Annotated in this window: 9 protein-coding genes; 6 read left to right on the top strand and 3 right to left on the bottom strand. The window is 65.5% G+C overall.

What is annotated here, in order from left to right:
- Window positions 1-495: 495 nt before the first annotated feature.
- Window positions 496-864: a hypothetical protein gene (locus DEH80_RS16575; RefSeq protein WP_109721638.1), complete on the bottom strand. Its 369-nt coding sequence runs from the start codon at window positions 862-864 to the stop codon at window positions 496-498.
- Window positions 865-1,198: 334 nt separating this feature from the next.
- Between DEH80_RS16575 and DEH80_RS16570 the strand changes: the two genes are divergently transcribed.
- From DEH80_RS16570 to DEH80_RS16560, 3 genes are all read left to right on the top strand, one after another.
- The gene (locus tag DEH80_RS16570; RefSeq protein ID WP_109721637.1) at window positions 1,199-2,377 is read left to right on the top strand and encodes a zinc-binding dehydrogenase; all 1,179 of its coding nucleotides are present in this window, start codon (window positions 1,199-1,201) and stop codon (window positions 2,375-2,377) included.
- Between the two features lie 96 nt (window positions 2,378-2,473).
- Window positions 2,474-3,652 carry a saccharopine dehydrogenase family protein gene (locus DEH80_RS16565; protein ID WP_109721636.1) on the top strand — a complete coding sequence of 393 codons (1,179 nt, stop codon included), beginning with the start codon at window positions 2,474-2,476 and terminating at the stop codon, window positions 3,650-3,652.
- Entirely contained in the window at window positions 3,649-4,188 is a 540-nt protein-coding gene (locus tag DEH80_RS16560) for a phosphohydrolase (protein WP_109721635.1), read from the top strand. Before DEH80_RS16565 ends, DEH80_RS16560 begins: the two co-directional genes overlap by 4 nt.
- Window positions 4,189-4,210: 22 nt before the next feature.
- Here DEH80_RS16560 and pip read toward each other — a convergent pair whose 3' ends face one another.
- Window positions 4,211-5,170 (bottom strand): prolyl aminopeptidase, encoded by a 960-nt coding sequence (gene pip, locus DEH80_RS16555; protein WP_109721634.1) that lies wholly within the window; start codon window positions 5,168-5,170, stop codon window positions 4,211-4,213.
- 112 nt (window positions 5,171-5,282) lie between these two features.
- On the opposite strand from pip, the gene DEH80_RS16550 reads away from it, so the two are divergent.
- Window positions 5,283-6,425, top strand: coding sequence for an aminotransferase class V-fold PLP-dependent enzyme (locus DEH80_RS16550; protein WP_109721633.1), 1,143 nt, complete (start codon window positions 5,283-5,285; stop codon window positions 6,423-6,425).
- A 26-nt stretch (window positions 6,426-6,451) separates the two neighbouring features.
- Here DEH80_RS16550 and DEH80_RS16545 read toward each other — a convergent pair whose 3' ends face one another.
- On the bottom strand, window positions 6,452-6,898 hold the full coding sequence (locus tag DEH80_RS16545) for a hypothetical protein (protein WP_109721632.1): 447 nt from the start codon (window positions 6,896-6,898) through the stop codon (window positions 6,452-6,454).
- Between the two features lie 359 nt (window positions 6,899-7,257).
- On the opposite strand from DEH80_RS16545, the gene DEH80_RS16540 reads away from it, so the two are divergent.
- Window positions 7,258-19,377: a PKD domain-containing protein gene (locus DEH80_RS16540; protein ID WP_133249300.1), complete on the top strand. Its 12,120-nt coding sequence runs from the start codon at window positions 7,258-7,260 to the stop codon at window positions 19,375-19,377.
- A 76-nt stretch (window positions 19,378-19,453) separates the two neighbouring features.
- Complete coding sequence (locus DEH80_RS16535; RefSeq protein ID WP_133249299.1) at window positions 19,454-20,743, top strand: hypothetical protein; 1,290 nt, start codon at window positions 19,454-19,456, stop codon at window positions 20,741-20,743.
- Window positions 20,744-20,786 lie beyond the last annotated feature (43 nt).

Here is a 20,786-nt window from a genome sequence, read left to right as displayed (position 1 = left end):
GGTGTGAGCCAGGTCCGCCTGAACGACGTCGCGTGGCTGCTGAACACCCGGCCAAGAAAACGTTTTGACTTTCAGACCCCGCAGGAGCTTTTCGACCAAGCAACGGCGGATTATCTCAATCATGTTGCACTTGATTCTTGAATCCAAGTAGTGCGCCCACATTGGGATAACTGAAGGTGATTTAGAAAAACATGTGGTGGCGCGTTGAGGAAGATTCCCCACTGTTTCCGCATAGAAAGCCAGAAGTTCGGGCTTCTGATTGTAGTCGACGGCCAGAAACAGCTCATACGGGTCATTGAAGTCTTTCGGAAGTGAGCATTTGAAGCGACACTCTCCCTCGTTACTGAAAGATTTTTCGAGTATGTCAGGCCCAACATACTTGTATATCGGCTTACTCATGCTCTTTGCCTTGAAGCCCAACGCCCACCATGAGCGGCATATTTGGAGTGGAGCGCGAAGCGCGTAGCGGAGAATACGTCTCGCTCCATGGCGATGTTAGAGGGCATGCCACGACACCCAAACGAAATGAGCCGCCAACAGGCCGGCAAACAAATAAAGCAAGATGGTGCCGGTGATTGAAACCATCCTGCGTCTCTTGCCGGTACGGTCTGCTGCAATCCATTCTTCCGAAGGCACTAACTGAAAGACGATCGGGCCCGCTAGAAATCCGACGAGTGCCGCCGGCCAGAAACCTTCCAAGAACCATTCCGCTTTTTGTAGCCAGCGCTCCCACAAGGGCACACCAGTTGCGGCCCAATCAGCGGTGGGTAGCGCGTGCTGGAATTTCCACATGCCACCGACAACCCAACCAGAGATCAGTGCCAGAAAAAGAGAAAACCAGAGGTATGTGCGAATGCGCTTCATGCGCTCTAACGCTCATCGGATTGCAAAATGCCGTATAGCACGCAGGATGCTTGCGGTATAACGAGCGCTAATGCTCTGTAAGTCACTGAATCACCTAGGCGTTGTCGTGCAATTGCGGTGTGGCGAGCGTGGAGTTACGGCCAAATGCCGTATAGCACGCGTCTTGAGCCAGCGTAGTGCCCTAAATTCCATCACATACTACGAGTTCTGCGGAAAAAAACGGACACAGCTGGTGTTTGAGGGTATGACTAGGTGCCGTGTGCTGGTGTCGTCTCGTTGGTAGTCTGCGATGCAGGGAGTGTGGGGCGGTACCAACACAACAAGGGAGAGACGCGTGCGAGCAGTGGTTTGCCAGAACACCGCGATGACGGTGGAGGATTTACCCGAGCTGGTGCCTGCCAAGGGGCAGGTGTTGATTGAGGTGGAGCGCTGCGGGATTTGCGGGTCGGATCTGCACTTGCGGCATGCCTGCGATGAGATGAAGGGCTTGCTGGGGCGCGTGGGTGCAGGGCACTTGGTGCCGTCGAGCTCGGATCGTCTGGTGTTTGGGCATGAGCTGTGCGGGCGGGTGCTGGAGCATGGGCCGGGTACGCGCAAGCGATTAAAGGTCGGCACGCGGGTCGTGGCGCAGCCGTTTTTGCGGGTGGGGTCGGATATCCACCTCTGCGGGCTATCGCCGATTGCCACCGGTGGGTACGCCGAGCGGATGTTGTTGCAGGAGTCGGCCCTGCTGCCGGTGCCCAATGGGCTGTCGGCGGATATGGCGGCGTTGACGGAGCCCATGTCGGTGGGCCTGCATGCGGTGCAACGCAGCGACATCGGCAAGCGCGATATGGCGGTCGTGATCGGCTGCGGGCCGGTGGGGCTGGCGGTGATCTGCCTGCTCAAGGCGCGGGGCGTGGCCACGGTGGTGGCCAGCGACTTTTCACCGGGGCGGCGGGCGCTGGCCCGGCAGTGCGGGGCCGATGTCGTGGTGGACCCGGCTGAAGACAATCCCTATGCCGACCGGGGCAAACATCAGTTTTTCCATGAGTTACCGGATCTGCTGAAGCTGGGCGTCGATACCCAGGATGCGCTGGCGCGTCTGCCCATTCCGTCGCATCTGATCTGGCGTGCGGTTGAAACACTGGGTGTCGGTATGCCCCAGCGGCCGGTGATTTTCGAGTGCGTGGGCGTGCCGGGCATTGTTCAGCAGATCATCGATCAGGCGCCGATCATGTCGCGCGTGGTGGTGGTGGGCGTGTGTATGCATGTGGATCGATTCGAGCCGGCTTTGGCCATTCAAAAAGAAATCGACCTGCGCTTTGTCTTCGGGCAAACGCCGCTGGAATACCGCGACACCCTGCATCTGATTGCCGAGGGCAAGGTGGCCTGCGAGCCGATGATCAGCGGCGTGGTGGGGCTGGATGGTGTGGCCGGGGCCTTTGATGCGCTGGCCGATCCCGAGCAGCACGCCAAAATTCTCATCGACCCCAGCTCGGTCGCCACAACGCCGGAGCCGCTGCAGCGCTGATGGGCTGCGCAGCCGCACGAGGGTGGCTGCGCGTGCTCTATAGTCTGGGCGATCTGATCCGAGCCACACCGCAGGGACCGCCGCGTGCCTCAACCCATGAATGACCTGATTCTGTTTGGTGCCACCGGGTTTACCGGCGGCCTCACGGCGGAGTACCTGGCGCGCCATGCGCCGGACTCGCTGCGCTGGGCGCTGGCCGGGCGTAGCGTGCGCAAGCTGGCCGATGTGAAGCGTCGCTTGGCCAAGCTGTCGCCCGCCTGCGAGTCGCTGGGGCTGGTGCAGGCCGATGTGAACAATCCGGAATCGCTGGCCGCCATGGCGGCGTCGACCCGGGCGGTGGTCACGACGGTGGGGCCGTACATTCACTACGGCGAGCCGCTGGTTAAAGCCTGCGCCGAGGCCGGGACGCATTATCTGGACCTGACCGGCGAGCCGGAATTTGTCGAGCTGTGCCTGCAGCGCTACGACGCGGTGGCCCGCGACACGGGCGCAAAGATCATCAATTGCTGCGGCTTCGATTCCATTCCGCATGATCTGGGCGTGCTGTATACCGTGTTGCAATGCCCGCCGGATGTGCCCTTGCGGATTCGCGGCTATGTGTCGCTGTCTATGGATGTGTCTGGAGGCACCTGGCAGTCGGCCATCCATGCGTTCTCGCGGGCCAGGCATTACCTGCAGCTGCGCCGCCAACGGGGGCGCTCACCCGCGCCCTCGGGCCGGCAGGTTCGGGCCTTGCCGCCGGGGCTGCGCCGGGAGCCGCAGATCGGCGGCTGGGCGGTGCCGTTTCCTACCATCGACCCGCAGGTGATCCGGCGTTCGGCCCGGGCACTGGACCGCTACGGACCGGATTTTCGCTACGCCCATTATCTGCAGCTCAAGCACTGGCCGCTGGTGCTGGCAGGCGGGGCCGGGGCGACAACGCTCTTCGCACTGGCGCAGATACCGCCAACCCGGCGCTGGCTGTTATCGCGACGTACGGCCGGGCAAGGGCCCAGCCCGGAGCGGCGAGCCAGAAGCTGGTTTGAGGTGCGGTTTCTGGCTGATGCCGGGGGGCAGGCGCTGCGCACGCAGGTCAGCGGTGGCGACCCCGGTTATGACGAAACCGCCAAGATGCTCGGTGAGGCCGCGCTTTGTGTGCTGCTGGATAAGACGCCGGACCATGCCGGTGTGATCACCCCGGCCATGGCGTTTGGCGAGCCGCTCATCCACCGCCTGCAACAGGCCGGCATGCGTTTCGACAGCCAATGGACGCCACGCCCAGGGAGGGCCGTATGACACCGCTGGATCTTGCACTGATCGCGCTGGACGACGGGCTGAAGCCATACCAGGCGGCGCTGGGTACCGATCTGGTGGCCTACCGCAACCACTGTGCGCGTGTGCTGCACGCATTCGACTCGCTGGTCAGTGACGAGACCGCCATGCGACAGGCCGCGGTGGCCACGATCTACCACGACCTCGGCATCTGGACGCACGGCACGCTGGATTATCTGGACCCTTCAGCCGACCTGGCGCGCGACGCTCTGGTCGAGATGGGTGAGCCCGGCTGGGTGGATCCAGTCGTGGCCATGGTGGTCTGGCACCACAAGCTCCGGCCTTATACCGGCCCGCATGCCGATGTGGCCGAGCCCTACCGGCGGGCGGATTCCGCCGATGTCATGTTGGGGCTGGTGCGTTATGGCATCGACGGCGAGGTGCTGCGGGCGGGGCGCGCCCGCTTCGCCAACGCCGGCTTTCACAAGCGGTTGATGCAATTGGGCGGCCGGCGCTTTCTGCGCAAGCCCTGGTCACCGCTGCCGATGTTCCGCTGGTAACGGCCCACCGGCAGCAGGCGGCTTAGCCCCCGAACAGGCGATCGGCCGTGCGGTCGGTGGCATCCACCAGTCGGTCGACGATGCCGGGCTCGGTGGCCGAATGGCCGGCATCCGGCACCATGTGGAACTCGGCTTCCGGCCAGGCCCGATGCAGGTCCCAGGCCGTTTGCGGCGGGCAGACCACGTCGTAACGGCCCTGGACGATAAAGCCCGGGATGTGGCGGATGCGCTCCACGTTGTGGATGAGCTGGTCAGGGTGGTCGAGAAACCCGCCATGCACGAAGTAGTGGGCCTCGATGCGGGCAAAGGCTTCTGCGAACTTGGCATCCTCAAAAGACTGCACCAGCGAATCGCTGGGGATGAGCTTGCTGGTCGAGGCCTCCCAGGTAGCCCAGGCGCGGGCCGCCGGGATACGAACCTCGGGGTCGTCGTGGGTCAGGCGGCGGTAGTAGGCCTGCAGCAGGTCATCGCGTTCCGCTTCCGGAATGGCGTGGTAGTAACGCTGCCAGGCATCGGGAAACATGCGGCTGGCACCGTCCTGATAAAACCATTCCAGCTCCTGCTGCCGCAGCAGGAAAATGCCGCGCAGAATGATGGCCAGGCAGCGGTCGGGATGGTTTTGCGAGTAGGCCAGCGACAGTGTCGAGCCCCAGGAGCCGCCAAACACGACCCAGGCCTTGATGTCCAAGTGCTCGCGCAGTCGCTCCATGTCGCTGACCAGCGCCCAGGTGTTGTTGTGTTCCAGCTCGGCGTGGGGCGTGGACCGACCGCAGCCGCGCTGGTCGAACAGCACGATGCGATAGCGGTCGGGATCGAAAAAGCGGCGGTACAGCGGCTGGGTGCCGCCACCGGGGCCGCCATGCACGAACACCACGGGAATTCCGTCCGGGTTGCCCGACTCTTCGAACCACACGGTGTGGCCGTCTTCGGGGGGCAGGGTGCCGGTCACACGGGCCGGCAGTTCGGGATATAGGGTTTTCACGGCATCCAGTCATACGGTGAAGTCTGCCCCGCAGTGTCGCACGAGCGCGGGCGGCTTTGCGCAGCGCGCGCAGCAACTTGGCGGTGCGAATAGATTCGTGTTTCCTTAACGCATGTATACCGCTGCCTTCTCCCGTTTTCTGGCCGACCCCGAGCGGCTGCACTTTGCCGCCCATAGCCACCATCCCTGGCCGGATGTCGCGCGCGATGCCCAGCTGCAGGCCTGGGATGATGCCGCGCGCTGGATCGACGCCAAATGGGAGCCGGTGTTCGACACTGTAGTGCCCACCGCGCAGCGGCACATCGCCCGGCTGCTCAAGCTGCCCGCGGCGGAGAGCGTGGTATTCGCCCCCAACCTGCATGAGTTTGTCCTGCGGCTGGCCAGCACGGTGCAGCGTCAGCCCATGCGCGTGCTGACCACCGATAGCGAGTTCCACTCCTTTGCCCGTCAGCTGGCGCGCTGGGAGGAAGCGGGCCTGGCCACGGCGGTGCGCGTGCCGGTGGCCCCCTTCGACAGTTTCCAGTCGCGCTGGGCCGAGGCCGCCGCCGGCGCGTTCGATCTGGTCTACCTGTCGCAGGTGTTCTTCAACTCCGGCTTTGTGGTGCCGGATCTACCGGCGGCGGTGGCCGCCGTGCAATCGCCCGAAGCGGTTGTCGCCATCGATGGCTACCACGCCTTCATGGCGATGGAGGTGGATTGCTCGACCATCGCCCACCGGGCGTTCTACCTGGCCGGTGGATACAAGTACGCCATGGCGGGAGAGGGGGCCTGTTTCATGCACTGCCCCCCTGGCTGGGGCGAGCGGCCGGTCAACACGGGCTGGTTTGCGGGGTTCGACGGATTATCGGGTGCCCAGCAGGGCGTGGCCTATGCCGCGAATGCCATGCGCTTTGCCGGGTCCACCTTCGACCCGACGGCCTTGTACCGCTTCAATGCCGTGCAGGGGTGGTTGGAGCAGCAGCACCTGACGCCGGGACTCATCCATCTGCATGTCGAAACCCTGCAGCAGCAGTTGCTCGATGGCCTGCCGGCGGGTGGACTGACGCGCGACATGCTGGTGCCGCCCGAGCCGCATTCGCGCGGCAATTTTCTGACCTTTCGCACGCCGATGGCCGCCACGCTGCACCAGCGCCTGGCCGAGGCTGGGGTCATGACCGATGTGCGAGGTGACCGCCTGCGTTTCGGGTTCGGGATCTACCAGACCGGCCCGGACGTGGTGGCCTTGCTCAGGCGGCTGGCCTCGCTCGCGGACTGACGCCCGGCGCCGGCGCAACCCCCAATTTACGAGGCGTGGTTGCCGGCCTGTCGCTGTTCGGCAAATTCCAGCGAGTAGCGGTCGTCGGCAATGGCGCGCATGGCGTCCAGTTGTTCTCGAATCAGCGGCCAGGGCGATTCGCTGGTCGGGCCGGGTGTCGCGCTGTTGCGGCTGGCCTCATCCGAAGTCGCCAGGCGAATCGACCAGCCCACCGCGGTGCTGATGACCACGACCTCACGCTGCGCTTCCAGTCGCTCGACGGCATCGATGACGTCGCTGGCGCGCAGCTTCATGCGTTCTGTGAGCGCCTCGACGATATCCAGCAAGGGTTTCGGGCAACTGACGGGGAGTTCGGAGCCCAGGCGCAGCACGTCCTTAACGGCGCGATCCACCAGCGTTTGAAATAGCTCGGTGCCGGGTGAGCGGTCATCCGAGCGACGGTCTTGTCGGGCTGGGTCGTCTTGATGCTCCATGAATCGTCTCTTCGCCGCACTTTATTGTGATGCTTCGACGGTAGGCGTTTTCTGCTGAATCTTGTGTCAAGTTTTGACTGAACGTGCTGCTAAAAAACGCGTTCTTGCCCGCCGCTCGTCGGCAAGTTGGCGGCTTTTTGTAAAGCCGCCGTAAAGGCCTGGGTGCGGGTCGGCGGTGTCGGCGCCCCGCCTGCCACCGGTCGGGCCTGTTGTGGCCTTGAGTCATTTTTACGATGTGATGAACCCATCGATTGGCGCAGACTGAACGATCAATAAGGTGGCCCGTCGTCTGAGCGGGCCCCGCTAATGATTCGACCGGTGTGGCGACCTGCAGGCTGCAGGTTGTGGGAGACGACAACATGACGATGCGTCGCGTGCTGGCCCTTGCGGCCACGAGCTTGGTGTGTGCCTGTGGGGGCGGTGGCAGCGGTAGCGGTGACAATCCGCCCGTGACTCAGCCGCCCGAACGCCTGAGCGGCGTCTTCGTCGATGCGCGCGTGGCCGGCTTGCAGGTACGCGCCGCGGGGCAGCAGCAGCTGACCAATGCGCTGGGCCAGTTCGATTACGACGCGGGCGAGTCGGTGCAGTTCAGCATCGGCGATATCCAGCTGGGTTCGGCCCCTGGCGCCGCCGTCATCACGCCGGTGGAGCTGGTGCCGGGTGCCACAGGCGAGGATCTGTTCGCCGATCCGCCGGCCGTGCTCAACATCATTCGCTTGATGCTGACGCTAGATGCGGACGCCGATCCCGACACCGGACTCACGCTGACCCGGCAAACCCGCACGGCGGGGCTGGGTCGCAGCCTGGACTTTGCCCAATCCCTGGACGAGTTCGGAGCTGACCCGGCCGTGGCCGAGTTCATTGCCGCAGCCACGGGTGGGCTGGCCGCTCGCAAGACCAGTCGCAGCCTGGTCAGCGCCGAGGCGGCGGCTGCGCATTTCCAGCAGACACAGGACGAACTCGCCGACCCCGAGCCCAACACGCCGCCCCTGGTCACGGCGCAGGCGCCGGCCGAGGTGTCCGAAGGCAGCAGCGCCACCTTGTCGGCCAGCGCCACCGACAGCGATGGCAGCGTGACGGGGCTGGCATGGACGCAGGTCGCCGGCCCGGCTGTGAGCCTGACGGCTGCGCAGTCCGCCAACGCCACGTTCTCCGCGCCGCAGGTCAATACCGATACGCGGCTGGAGTTCCAGGTTGTCGCCACCGACGACCAGGGTGCGCGCTCGGCCGATGTGGTGTCGGTCATCGTCCGTGATGTGCCGGGCAACCCGCCGGTGAATGCAGTGCCCACGGCCGATGCAGGTGCCGATCAGACCGTCGACCCGGCAGCGGACGTCACGCTGGATGGTCGCGCCAGTGCCGACAGCGACGGCGCGCTGGTCAGCTACGCCTGGCAGGTGCTCAACAGCAGCGCGATCACGCTTGTGGATGCCGACACCCCGCAGGCCCGGTTCGTGGCCCCGGATACGCCGGCCGAGCAAGTCCTGGTTTTTGAACTCACCGTGACCGATAACGACGGCGCCAGCGCCCGCGATCAAGTGCGGGTGACGGTGCGGGCCGGTAATGCCCCGCCCGTGGCGGCGGCGGGCGATGATCAGACTGTCAACGAGCAGACCGAGGTGACACTGGATGCCTCGGCCAGCAGCGATGCCGACGGCGATGCGTTGCAGTTCGCCTGGCAGCAGCAGGCGGGCACCGCGGTGACATTGGAGGCCGCCGACACCGCCCAGGCGCGGTTCGTCGCGCCGGTGACGACCGAGGTGTTAAGCCTGCGGTTTGAGGTGACGGTGACCGATGCCGAAGGCGCAACGGCCAGTGATCAGATGACCGTGAACGTGCAGCCGGTAAACGCCGCGCCGACCGCGGCGGCCGGTGAAGACCAGGCCGTCGATGCGCTGGATGTGGTGACGCTGGACGGCCAGGCGAGTGCCGACAGCGACGGCACGATTCAGCAGTACGCCTGGTCGGTGATCGACGCCGATCTGACCATCGATGATGCCGACCAGCCGGTGGCGCAGTTCACGGCGCCGGATGTCGACGTGCCCAGCACGCTAACCCTGCGCCTGGTGGTGACCGACAACGAGGGCGCCTCGGCCAGCGATGAGCTGAGCGTGACGATAACGCCCAACGAGCCGCCGGTGGCGGATGCCGGGGCCGATCAGCAAACCGACGAAGGCCAGACCGTGGTGCTGAGCGCGGCCGCCAGTACCGATGCCGATGACGAGATCACCGACTACGCCTGGACCCAGCTCAGCGGGCCCACGGCCGAGTTGACCGAGGCGGACTCCGCGGTGGCCAACTTCGTCGCACCGGAAGTCGAGGCCGACAGCGAGCTGGTCTTCCAGGTGACGGTGACCGATGCGCGTGGCAAATCGGATACCGATACCGTCACCGTCGGTGTGTACGACATTCCCGTGGGTAAGCTGCGCATCGGCGCAGCCAAAGCCTCGGTGGTGCCGTCCCAGGCGCATATCGACGGCATCGAAGAGCCGCGATTCGCAGGGGCGACCCACCTGCAGAAGTTCAACCTGGGCGGCTTTGGCATCGACCCGGCCGGGAATTTCCCCGATCCGTTTGGTGCCCTGGGCGAGAACCTGACGGAGCCGGCGTCCGAGCGTTTCCATGAAGGGCCGCATGGCCCTGAGCAGACCTGGATTCGTGCGTTGTTCGTCGAACAGCGCAACGCCGATGACTCGCGCACCCAGGTGTTGTTCCTGGTGCTCGACGCCATCGGGGCCGGCAATGTGATCCAGAACGAGCTGCGCGCGGCCGTTGTCGCGGCCACGGGCATCGCGGCGGACAACATTCTCTTTGGCCAGACGCACAGCCACGCCGGCGCCGATCTGCAAGGCTTGTGGGGTGGTGTGCCGCAGGACTGGATTCGCAACACGCTGTACCCGGCGGCTGCCCAGGTCGCGCTGGAAGCCATGGCCGGGCTGGAGCCGGCGCAGCTCGAGGTCAGCCATGGCGACATGGCGCAGTGGAACAACTACCGGCGGCCTCGCCGGCTCGACCCCGAGGAAGACGCCGACACCCTGGCCACGCTGATGAAGGCCCGCGGCCTGCGCAGCGGTGAGGTGCTGGGCACCTTGCTGCAGTTCAACGCCCACCCGACCTCGATCAACGAGGACCCGCGTGTGCCGCACCCGGACTACATCCTCGGTGCGGTGGACCATCTGGAGCAGCAGTATCCGGGCAGCGTGTCCCTGTACTTCAACGGCCCCATCGCCGATGCCTCGGCCTCTGGGCCGACCAGCGGCGAGACACCCTACGACCGGGTGCGCAGCCGCGGCGCCGGCATGGCCACAGATGCCGAAGGCTTCACGCTGGACCGCATCATCGATGGTGGCCTGACCGTGCGGCATGAAACCGTGTTGCTGCCCGTGACCAATCCTTTGTTCATCGGTGCCGGGCTGCTGGGCGCATTCAACCGCTACTACGATTTCCTGGAGCTGCCGGTGGCGGATATTCCCGGCATCGGTCCGGAGATCGCCCCGGTGCTAACCACGCTGCCGCAGGTCACGCCCACCGCGCAGACGCTGGTGTCGCGGGTCAGTCTGGGTGAGACCGGAAGCGGGCTGGAGCTGGTGACATTGCCCGGAGAGGCAACCGGCACGTTCGGCGCATTCGTCCGCTCCTTGGCCGCGCCCGGCGATCATGTGATGTTGCTGGGCCTGACCCAGAACTCCTTCGGCTACATCCTGCCCGAGGAGGAGTTCAGCTACATCAACGCCAGCGGCGACGATGGCTTCACCCTGCCGTTTACCGGCTACGAGGAATTTGTCTCGCTGGGGCCGCTGACGGCGCCGCTGCTGCGCGCACAGGGTTATCTGCCCTTGTTCGATGCCGAGAACAGCGAGCAGGTGCCGCCCTATCTGCAGGCCTGCGAGGCCGACCCGGCGGCCGAGGGTTGCATCTTCAACATCATCGGCCAGCGGATGGACTACGTGCAGCGCGGTCTGGCCGGTGCCTGTCTGGACAATGGCGGGCCGGAGGAATTCTGCAGCCTGCTCAACCCGGATACCCCGCTGGCTGAACCCTGCCGCGATGCCGGTCTGCCCGAAGGCGTGTGCGCCGTATTCGAGGGCGCGGGCAGCGATGAGCCCGACGACAGCATGCTGATCGGTGATGCCCTGCAGGCCGCCGTGGCCGGTTGTGATGTGCTGGACCCGGCGCACTGCCTGCTGCCGTTTCCCAGCAACCATTTCACCGTGACCGCACCGGAGGGCAGCCCACAGGCGGCGGGGACCGGCCGACGGGTGAATTTTGATGTGCTGGCCATGCCGCGCAACACCGCGGGCAAGCCCATCGAACCCACCGAGTGGAACCGCAATGACGGCTTCTCGCCAGGTCAGATGCTGGTCACGTTTGTGCCGGATCTCGCCGCGAACGCCGATGGCAGCATCCCCGGCGCGCCGCCGCTGAGCCATATCCCGGCGTCGCTGGATGTCGCCGGCAGTTCGGTGGTGGTGCTCAATGCCGAGACGGGCGAGCCGCATCCGGTCTGGGCCGAGATCAACCTCAATGCCGGCCTGCTGTTGCCGGGGCAGGGCACGCCCAACCCCGCGGGTGCGCAGGCGGCGATGTTAATCCGTCCGGCAACCAACTTTGATGAAGGGCAGCGCTATGTCGTGGTGCTGAAGTCGTTGGTTGATCAGGCCGGTGCTCCGATCACCGCCCAGCCCGCGTTCGCCACCTGCCGCGACGCCCGGGCCACGCAGCTGCCACCGGTGGCCGAGCGCTGCGATGCACTGGCCCGCGACGTGTTCCCGGTGCTGGAGTCGGCGGGGATCGCCACGGCCGGTAACGAGGCGCTGTATCTGGCCTGGGACTTCACGGTCGCCAGTACGGAAAACAATATTGCCCGGCTGCGGCATATGCGTGACGACGCCTTCCGCAATCACCTGGGTCAGGTTGAGGACGCCAGCGGCGCCATCACCGATCTGGGTGCGGCGCCGGGCTTCACCATCGACCGTGTGACCGAGCAGCCCTACGGTGATAGCAGCTCGCGGCGCATTGCTCGGCGTATCGAGGGCACATTGACCGTACCCAGTTATGTCACGCCGACGGACCCCGCCCCGGTGGACAATCTGTCCCTGCAGCTGGAAGCGCTATGCAACAGCTTCCCGCAGGCCGACATTGCCGATGGCTGTGCCGAGGTGCTGGGTATCGCCGATGGCGGTTCGCTGCCGCCTAACCGCTTGTTCTACAACCCGGCGGATGGTCTGAACCCGGCCGATCCCGTGGGCTCGCGTTTCGGCGACGGGCTGCCAGATTCAACCGGTACGATGACCACGCGCTTCACCTGCCAGATACCGGCCGATGCCTCGCCGGACAACCCTGCGCGGCCCGGCGTTTACGGCCACGGCCTGCTCGATGGCCATCAGGCAGTGAACTATGACCGCGTGCCGGAATTCTCTTCGGATCACAATTTCCTGTTCTGCGGCGTCGACTTGTTCGGCTTTTCCACCGGCGATCTGGTGAACGTGCTGGGCTCGCTGCTGGACCTGTCCAATTTCCAGGTCGTGCCGGATGCCTCGCAGCAGGGTTTGCTGAACTTCCTGTTCCTGGCGCGTGCGCTGCGCCATCCGGACGGATTCGGCGCCCACCCGGCGTTCCAGCAGGCCGGGCAGCCGGTGTTTTCCAACCGCGAGGTGTTTTACGACGGCAACTCCCAGGGCGGCATCAGCGGCGGTCCGGTGGTGGCCTTGTCCAAGGACATTACCCGTGGCGTGCTGGGCGTGGTCGGCATGAACTATTCGACGCTGCTACGGCGTAGCGTCGATTTTGACAAGGCCTACAACTTTGACGGGCTGCCTCCGTATGCGTTGCCACTGTATCTGTCCTACACCAACGATCTGGATCGAGACCTCGGCTTTGCCTTGATCCAAATGCTGTGGGATCGCAGCGAGAACAACGGCTACGCCCATCACATCACCGATAACCAGGCGCTGGGTGGGCCGGACAATCAGGTGCTGCTGCACCCGGCCTTTGCGGATCATCAGGTGACGCACTGGAGTGCCCAGGTGATGGCGCGGACCATCGGCACCCAGGTTGGCGATTTGTACCACCGCCGGCCGGGCGAGGATGTGCCTTTCGTCTATGCCTCACGCGAGGCGTTCTTCGACGCGCGTGATCCCGATACCGCGCCGTTCTGGGACATCCCGCTGGTCGGCCGCGATGCCGAGGCCCGCTACGACGAACCCGGCTGCGCCGTCGCGCCCTGCCGGACGGACAAGTCCGGATTCATCGAGTTCGACGAGGGCAAGACGGCCTCGCCGCCCATTGGCAATGTGCCGCCACGGGCCGATGACGAAGACCCCCACCAGTACCCGCGCCGGACGGCGTTCGGCATGTGTCAGAAATCGCACTTCCTGCATGAGCAGGGGCGGTTGATCGATACCAATACCCAGCGGATCGTCGCCAGCCGCGCCGAATGCCCGGCCGTGCCGCCGGTGCTGCCGGGTGACGCGGGCACAGGCAGCGGGGGCACGGGTGGCTTCACCGAAGCCGACTGTGTGGACGCGGCCAGCCAGATCAGCGAAGAGGGTGCGGAGGCCTTCTGTGCCGCCGTGTTTGCGCTGTCGCCACCGGATGTCGAGGGCTTTGCCGCGGCGATCCAGCAATGTGGTTTCGACGAGAGCGGACCGAACTGCGTGTTCAATGCCGGCTTTGATCATCTGGGCGGCGACACGCTGGCCCTGTTGCTGGCCACGGTGGCCGAGCAATGCGATGCCTCGGGCGATGATCTGTGCGCAGCCTTTAATGACGCCGTGCCGGATGTCCTGCCTGCATTGTCGCGCCCGCTGGTGCGCGGGGGGCTGGTTTCCGAAGCGCTGCCGCCCGTCGTTCCCAGCCACAAGACTGTCGATGGCAACCCGTCCGACTGGGCGGGGGCGTCCAGCTATCTGGGGGGTACGCAGCATTGGTCGGCGGGCGAGCATGTCTACACCGACTACCTGTTCGACGCCCGGGGCGCGGACAACGGCGACGACGCTCGTCGGCTGGCCTTGTTGGGGCCGGTGATCGAGATCAACGATCGCGCACGCCGTATCGATCAGCTGGAACAGGCAGTGGGTGATCAGTTGGGCGTGCCCAAGCCAGTGGGGGCCTCCGACAGCTACGGCGAGACCGGCTTGGCCGATGGGACCGACCTGCATGAATTGCGGCTGGCCTCCAACGGCAGCGAGTTGTTTGTGTTGGCCCGGCTGGTGAATCTGGTCGATGCCGCGACAGCCGATCTGCTGCTGCTATTCGATACCCAGGATGATGCGCCGCGTGGAGCCGGTATTGGCCACGGGCTGCAAACGGATCAGTTCGATCTGGCGGTTCGCCTGCGCCAGGGCAGCGTCACGGCCTGGTCCATTGCCTCGGGCGAGGCCGTGGAGCTGGGTGGTGTCGTGCAGGCCAGTGCCGAGCACAACGCGGTTGAAGCCGTGCTGCCGCTGGAGGCGCTTGCCGTCGATGGGCTGCTGCGCATGACCGCGCTGACCCTGGATGCTGAGGGCCGGCCGTCCAATGTGGCCTATCGCTTCGGCGAGCCCATTGCCGGGGTTTACAACGAACAGCATCAGGCGCTGGCGCTGCATGCCGGCCGTGTCGATGCCTTCGTGAACCTGATCGATGTCGCCTCGATGACCGGGGGGCTGAGCGAACGGGTCCGCCCGGGCGTGGGCTACCACGAGCGTCAATTCCTGTCGGGCGCGAATATTTCCACCGAAGGGGGCGAGAACGGCCGCCTGCAGCATTACGGGCTTTACATCCCCAGTGGCTATGACGGCAGCACGCCGACGCCCATCACGTATTGGCTGCACTATCGCGGCGGCAAGGGCCATAGCGGCGCGGCCTGGACACCCCGATTGATCCGCCAACTGGGTGAGGACGTCGGCAACATCGTCGTGACCCCACGCGGCCGAGGCACGTCGAGCTGGTACACCACCGATGCGCATCAGGATGTCTTCGAGGTCATGATGGACGTCGAAGGGTTGGATGTGTCCGACCGTGCCCCGACGGTTGATGCCGCCACGGGTCTGGCCCAGGCGCTGGCGCTGAACGTGGACAGCCGCCGCCGATATCTCAGCGGCTATTCCATGGGCGGCTACGGCACGTATTTGTTCGGGCTGCTGTACCCAGACCTGTTCGCGGCCGGCTATAGCAGCTCGGGTGCAACCACCCAGGGTGCCTGGACCGGGATCGGCCCGGATGTGGACCTGTGCACGCAGACCTTCGAGGCCGGGGGTGAATCCGGCAGCGCCTGCTTTATCGAGGCCAATGACGGCGATGCCAATGCCCAGCTCAATTTCCGCTTGCTGGAGAATGCCCGCCACTTCCCGCTGTCCATCCATCACGGCACCACCGATGAACTGGTGCCGTTCCCGGGCGTGGAACGGCTGGCCGACCGCCTGACCGAGCTGGGCTACCGCTCGGACTTCCTGCGCTTTATCGGCTACGAGCACTTCTCCCAGGCCGCCATTGACGAATGGGTTGACGGTGCGCGCTATCTGCAGCGGTTTGCTATCGACCCGAATCCGCGACAGGTCACCTACAAGCTGGTGCCGGCGCTGGTGGATGCGCTGAATACGGTGCGTCCCGATCCACGGGATGCGACTTTTGCCTTTGCGCCGGACGGTGCCTACTGGGTCGACGGTCTGGTGGTGCGGGGTGTTGATCCGGCCAATCCGCGCGATACCTCCGTCACGGGCCAGATCGATGTGACCTCGCAGGCGCTGCCGGGTGCGAGCATCGTGCCCGTGCCGCAGACCGGCCTGTGGCCAGATGCACCGGCGGCTTCCAGTCCGATTCTTGCGGCAGGGCACAGCACACCCTTTGTGCGGTCGGGCCTGGAGTGGGTTGAGGTCGGCGACGAGCCGCTGGCCAACGCCTTTGAGGCGACACTGACCGGGCTCACCGCCGCGTCGCTGGATGTCACGCGCATGGCGCTGGACCTGAGCCAGCCAGTCGATGGCCAGGTGATGACCGATGGTGACGTGACGCTGCGGCTCACGGCGCTGAGCGTCGAGGTGGATCTCTGGGTCAATGGCCAGCGGCAGGCCCGCCGGGTTGCCGGTGAGATCGACATTGCCTTGCCGGCCGGCCTGCATACCGTGCAGCTGCTGCCGCCGGGGCAAACCCCGGCCACCGCGCCGCCGCCACCTAGCAATGTGTCAGAAGCTGCCGAGGCTGCGGTGACGGAACTGCAGGCGCAATGCGACGCGCAAAGCCCGTCGAGCGAGTTCTGCGAAGTATTCGACTTGCTGACCGGCACCTTGTTGCTGGGCGCGGAACAAGCGCTGGGCATGCTGGCCCAGCAATGTGAAGCTCTGCTGGCCGGTGCACCGGAATGTGCGTTGATTGCCGATGTCCCGCTGGGGGGTGACGGCGTGGCCAAGGCCGGCGCGGCCATTGTCGATGCCAGCTGGCACATGGGGCCATCGGCGGGTCAGTTCGCGGCGACAGGTGCCGGCGTGGACGGCGGGCGTGGCTACGACCCGTACATGCACGCGACGCGCAAGGTGAGTTCCGACACCCTGGCGGACCGCATCACCACACGGGCGCTGGTGGTCGAGGGCGGCAATGGCAAGCGTGTGGCCGTTGCGACCAACGACCTGTACCTGCCCAACGACCTGATGCGGCGCCGGCTGGTGCAACTGCTGGCCGAGCACGATGCGCTGGCCGTGCTGGAGGGCCGCACGCCCACCGGTATTACCGAGGCCAATCTGGCCATGACGGTGTCGCATTCACATGCCTCGCCGTTCTACTCCACCCCGGCCTTTGGCACCTGGATCTTCCAGGATGTATTCGACATCCGCTTTTATGACTACATGGCGCAGCAGATGCGTGATGCCATCGTCGAGGCGGCCGAGTCCATGCGACCGGTGACCATGGGTGGTGCGGCCGTGTATGCCAACGACGTCCGTGGTCATACCTACGGGCCCAAGATTTCGCAGGAACAGCGCAGCCCCAATACCCCGGCCGGGCAGCCCTACGACTACACCACGCGGCAGCTGTACGTGCTGCGCTTTGATGATGCCGTGACCGGCGACAACCTGATCAACTGGGTGGTGCTGGGTGTGCACCCCGAATGGGTTTGGGGCGAGGAAGTGATCTCCGGCGACCTGACCCACGCAACCATGCGATTGCTGGATCGCGAGACCGGCGCCATCAATTTGATGTCGCAGTCCGAGACCGGCACCGCCGGGCCGCATAAGGATGAGCGGGCTCACGATGGGGCCGAGCGTCACGAGTATCAGGAGGCCGCGTTTGCCGGCGCGCATCGCGCGGCCCTGCAGGCCGCCGACACGGTGCTGGAGGCGCTGGAGCGGATCGCCACCGACACGCCCTGGGATCCCCACCAGTTCGCCGCCCGCAGCAATGACTTTGTGGTCGACTATGCCTATCAGCGCTTCGCGCCGCCGGTGACGCGGCCCATCCCCGGGGTGTCGAACTGCAATGCGGACCGCTTGTATTACGACGCCAATCCAGGGGTGCCGGTGATCGGCTTCCCGGATTGCGAACACGTGGCCGATGATGTTGAGGGCACGGTCGTCGAGCCCTTTGAGGACGCGCTCACCGAGTTCTTCGGAGAGGAGCCGCCGGTGAGCTACGACGACGTGCATGCGGCGCTGACCAGCGTCACGGGCGGACTCGCCGATCAGCTGGCCGAGCTGGGCGTGCCCTTGCCGGTGAGCTACAGCGCCACCACGCTGGGGCTGGTCGAAGAACAGGCCACGGTGCCGATCCAGGCCTTCAAGCTGGGCGATGTCGCCGTGACTTTCTGTCCATGCGAGCAGTTCACCGATCCGGCGCTCAACGTCATCAGCCGTCTGAACCAGGTGGCCGGCGATATTCACACGGGCTGGGACTGGGATGTGGGCTATGCCGGTGACAACCCGCTGCGTGATCCCGGCGCCAATGGTGACTTCGTCCACGGTGCCGATGAAGTCGGTTGCACGGTGGATGCCGACACCGCCGTGTGTCCACACCCCAGCCGCGGCAATGGCAGCCTGCTGAGCACCACACGCACGGCCTTTGATGTGATGAAGGCGCAGATTCACAACAATGCTGCGGGCTGGGATGACGAGTTGATCCGGGCCGATGCGAACGGCGGCCTGTGGACGCCGCTGCATGCCGAGGCCGAGCCGACCGACCCGGCCCAGATTCTCGGCAACTTCACGCATGAAGAGCACCCGGATCAGGGCTATGGACTGGTGATTCCGGTGGGCATGGCCAATGACTACTGGGGCTACATGCCGGCGTATCGCGAGTACCGGGCGCATGACCACTACCGCAAGGCATTGGCCGGCCTGGGCCCGCATGGCGCGGACTTCCTGGCCACGCGCATGTCGCGGTTGGCCGCCAGTCTGAATGGTGGGGCGGGCATGATGCCGTCACCGCGCGATCTGGCGTATCTGGCCGAATCGGGCCGGGCAGAACTGCTGGCGCAGTCGCTGGGTGAAATCGGCCGGGGCGTGCGTCTGGTCTACGACCTGACCCAACCGACCGACGGCGGCACGCCGAGCATTGTGACGCAGCCGCAGGACATCGAGCGCTTTGACGCCGCGACGGTCCAGTGGATCGGCGGGGCGACCTGGCTGGGCATGCCGACGGTGACGGTGGAGCGGCTCGAAGGCGAGCAATGGATCGTCGTGGGCGACCAGCAGGGCGAGGTGCCGCTGCATGTCGACTTCCTGGGCGGGACCTACATCGAGGGCGACGGTGACTTCCAGGGTGTGGTGATTCCCGATCCGGCCGACTACGGTGCCTGGCGCGCCGGGCAATTCGAATGGGTGTGGACCGCAGGCTATGAGGCGTTTGCCTCTGAGGTGGCGGTCACCGATGCGAATGACAGCAGCCGCCCGCTTGGGCCGTATGCCACGCCAGCGGGGACCTACCGGTTCGTGATCGCGGGCCAGCGGCAGGATCTGGGTGGCCCGGTCGACTATGCCTTGACCAGCGATCCCTTCGAGGTGCGACCCTGGGGCGGGATTACTGCCGAACAGGCCGCCGTCAATGCGGGCATCGTCCGCTTCGGCCTGGGCCCGGTGACCGTGCACGAGGCGTTCCAGCGCGGTGCCAACACGCGTGAACCCACAAACCAGTTCGGCCCGCGCACGGTGGGGCCCATCGACTACCCGGACACCTGGTCGGTTGTCGCCGCGGGAGATGCGTCGCTCATGCCCTGGCTGCGGAACGAGCGCAACATGCATCGCTATGCCGGTGGTGTCGAGGAGCAGTACTGCCATCGCTGCAGCTTCCGACCCTGGCGGGATACTGGCGTGGGCGAGCAGGTGGAGGTGACCACGGTGGAAGCCGGTGGCCAGATTCGGACCGTGCCCGCGCAAAGTCCGGATGGCCTGAACTGGGAGGCCACCGTCGGCGACGGCCCGGCCTACATCGCCCCGGGCGGTATTCGTGATGCCTACGGCAACACGAACCGCAGTTGCATCAATCTCGTCGGCGACGCCTGCCCGACGAGCTAGGGGAGCCCTCTGCGGCTCCATAGATCGACCTCAACGCCTGCGGGAGACCATCCCGCAGGCTCTGCAAGAGCACAGCATGTTTGAACAATCTACACGGCGCCTGATGCCGTGCCTCACCGCTTTGGCGGTCCTGACGGGCTGTGGCTCGAACGCCGGTACCCCGGCTGCCGAGCAACTGGCCGACACGCGTTTCGCCTATGCCAATGCCTGCTGGCTCATCGGCGACGGTCAGCGTTTCATCGCGGCCGATTCCAGTGGCTACCACCTGGTGGACGATCGGGAGCAGGCCGCACCGATCTACTTCAAGCCGTCGGCGCTAGGTCGCTACCTGTTGCAGGATGTCGACGCCCGGCTGCTGGCCGCGCAGGCCGGTGGCCTGGCTCCGGCCGATATGGCAAGCGAGGCTGCAGACTGGGTGGTCTCGCTGGTCGACGGCGGCACGGCATTCCAGGCAGGGGACGGATCGGGCCAGCTCGTGCTGACGGCCGATGGTGGTCTGGCCGTCACGGATGCGCCGGCCGACGGGGACGTGACGGCCCTGGCGGTGCCCGCGGGCACAGGCTGCACGCCGTTTCCCGAGGCCGAACTCAACGCCGTGGGGACGCCGTTCTCGGGCAGCTTGGCCGATGGCACGGTTCGGGGCTTCACCGACACCCATGTGCATTTAATGGCCTTTGAGCGGCTGGGTGGGCAGGTGGTCCACGGTCGTCCGTTTCATCCTTATGGCGTGACATCGGCGCTGAACGCCTGCACCGAAAACCACGGCGTTGACGGATCGGCCGATTTCATCGGCAATTTTCAGCGTGAAGGCCAGCCCACGGGTTCGCATGCCAGCGACGGGTGGCCCACGTTTAGCGAGTGGCCGGTGCATAACACCCTGTCGCACCAGCAGACCTACTACGTCTGGTTGCAGCGTGCGTGGATGGCCGGATTACGGCTGGTCGTCAACCACTTCACCGCTGACGAGGGGCTTTGCAACATCGCGCCGCTTAAGCGCAACAGTTGCGATGAGATGACCTCGGTGCGCCTGCAACACCAGGGGTTGCTGGAGTTGCAGGACTATATCGACGCCCAGGCCGGCGGTCCCGGCCAGGGGTTTCTGCGGATCGTGACGTCGCCCGCCGAGGCGCGCTCGGTGATCGAAGCCGGGCAGCTGGCCGTGGTCATGGGCGTGGAGTCATCCAAGATCTTTGGCTGCGGTGAGGTCATGGACGCGCCGCAGTGCACGGCCGAATCCATGGAGGCGGCGATCGACGAGATCGAGGGCATGGGCATTCGCTCGATCTTCCCGTCGCACTGGTTCGACAATGCGGTGTCGGGGCCGGGCTTGTTCGGACCCACGGAGCTGGCGATAGGGAAGCGCTGATTGATTCGCACCACCAAGACGGAGCCGGTTTTCCCGCGAGCCC

The organism is Abyssibacter profundi, assembly GCF_003151135.1.
Taxonomy (GTDB): domain Bacteria; phylum Pseudomonadota; class Gammaproteobacteria; order Nevskiales; family OUC007; genus Abyssibacter; species Abyssibacter profundi.
Note: the sequence above shows the minus strand (reverse complement) of the source record. Positions and strands in the feature narration are given on the sequence as shown.

What these genes read in the sequence shown, in the direction of transcription:
- DEH80_RS16575 (WP_109721638.1), bottom strand. Translation starts at nt 864, where the DNA reads ATGAAGCGCATTCGCACATACCTCTGGTTTTCTCTTTTTCTGGCACTG.
- DEH80_RS16565 (WP_109721636.1), top strand. Translation starts at nt 2,474, where the DNA reads ATGAATGACCTGATTCTGTTTGGTGCCACCGGGTTTACCGGCGGCCTC.
- DEH80_RS16560 (WP_109721635.1), top strand. Translation starts at nt 3,649, where the DNA reads ATGACACCGCTGGATCTTGCACTGATCGCGCTGGACGACGGGCTGAAG.
- DEH80_RS16550 (WP_109721633.1), top strand. Translation starts at nt 5,283, where the DNA reads ATGTATACCGCTGCCTTCTCCCGTTTTCTGGCCGACCCCGAGCGGCTG.
- DEH80_RS16545 (WP_109721632.1), bottom strand. Translation starts at nt 6,898, where the DNA reads ATGGAGCATCAAGACGACCCAGCCCGACAAGACCGTCGCTCGGATGAC.
- DEH80_RS16540 (WP_133249300.1), top strand. Translation starts at nt 7,258, where the DNA reads ATGACGATGCGTCGCGTGCTGGCCCTTGCGGCCACGAGCTTGGTGTGT.
- DEH80_RS16535 (WP_133249299.1), top strand. Translation starts at nt 19,454, where the DNA reads ATGTTTGAACAATCTACACGGCGCCTGATGCCGTGCCTCACCGCTTTG.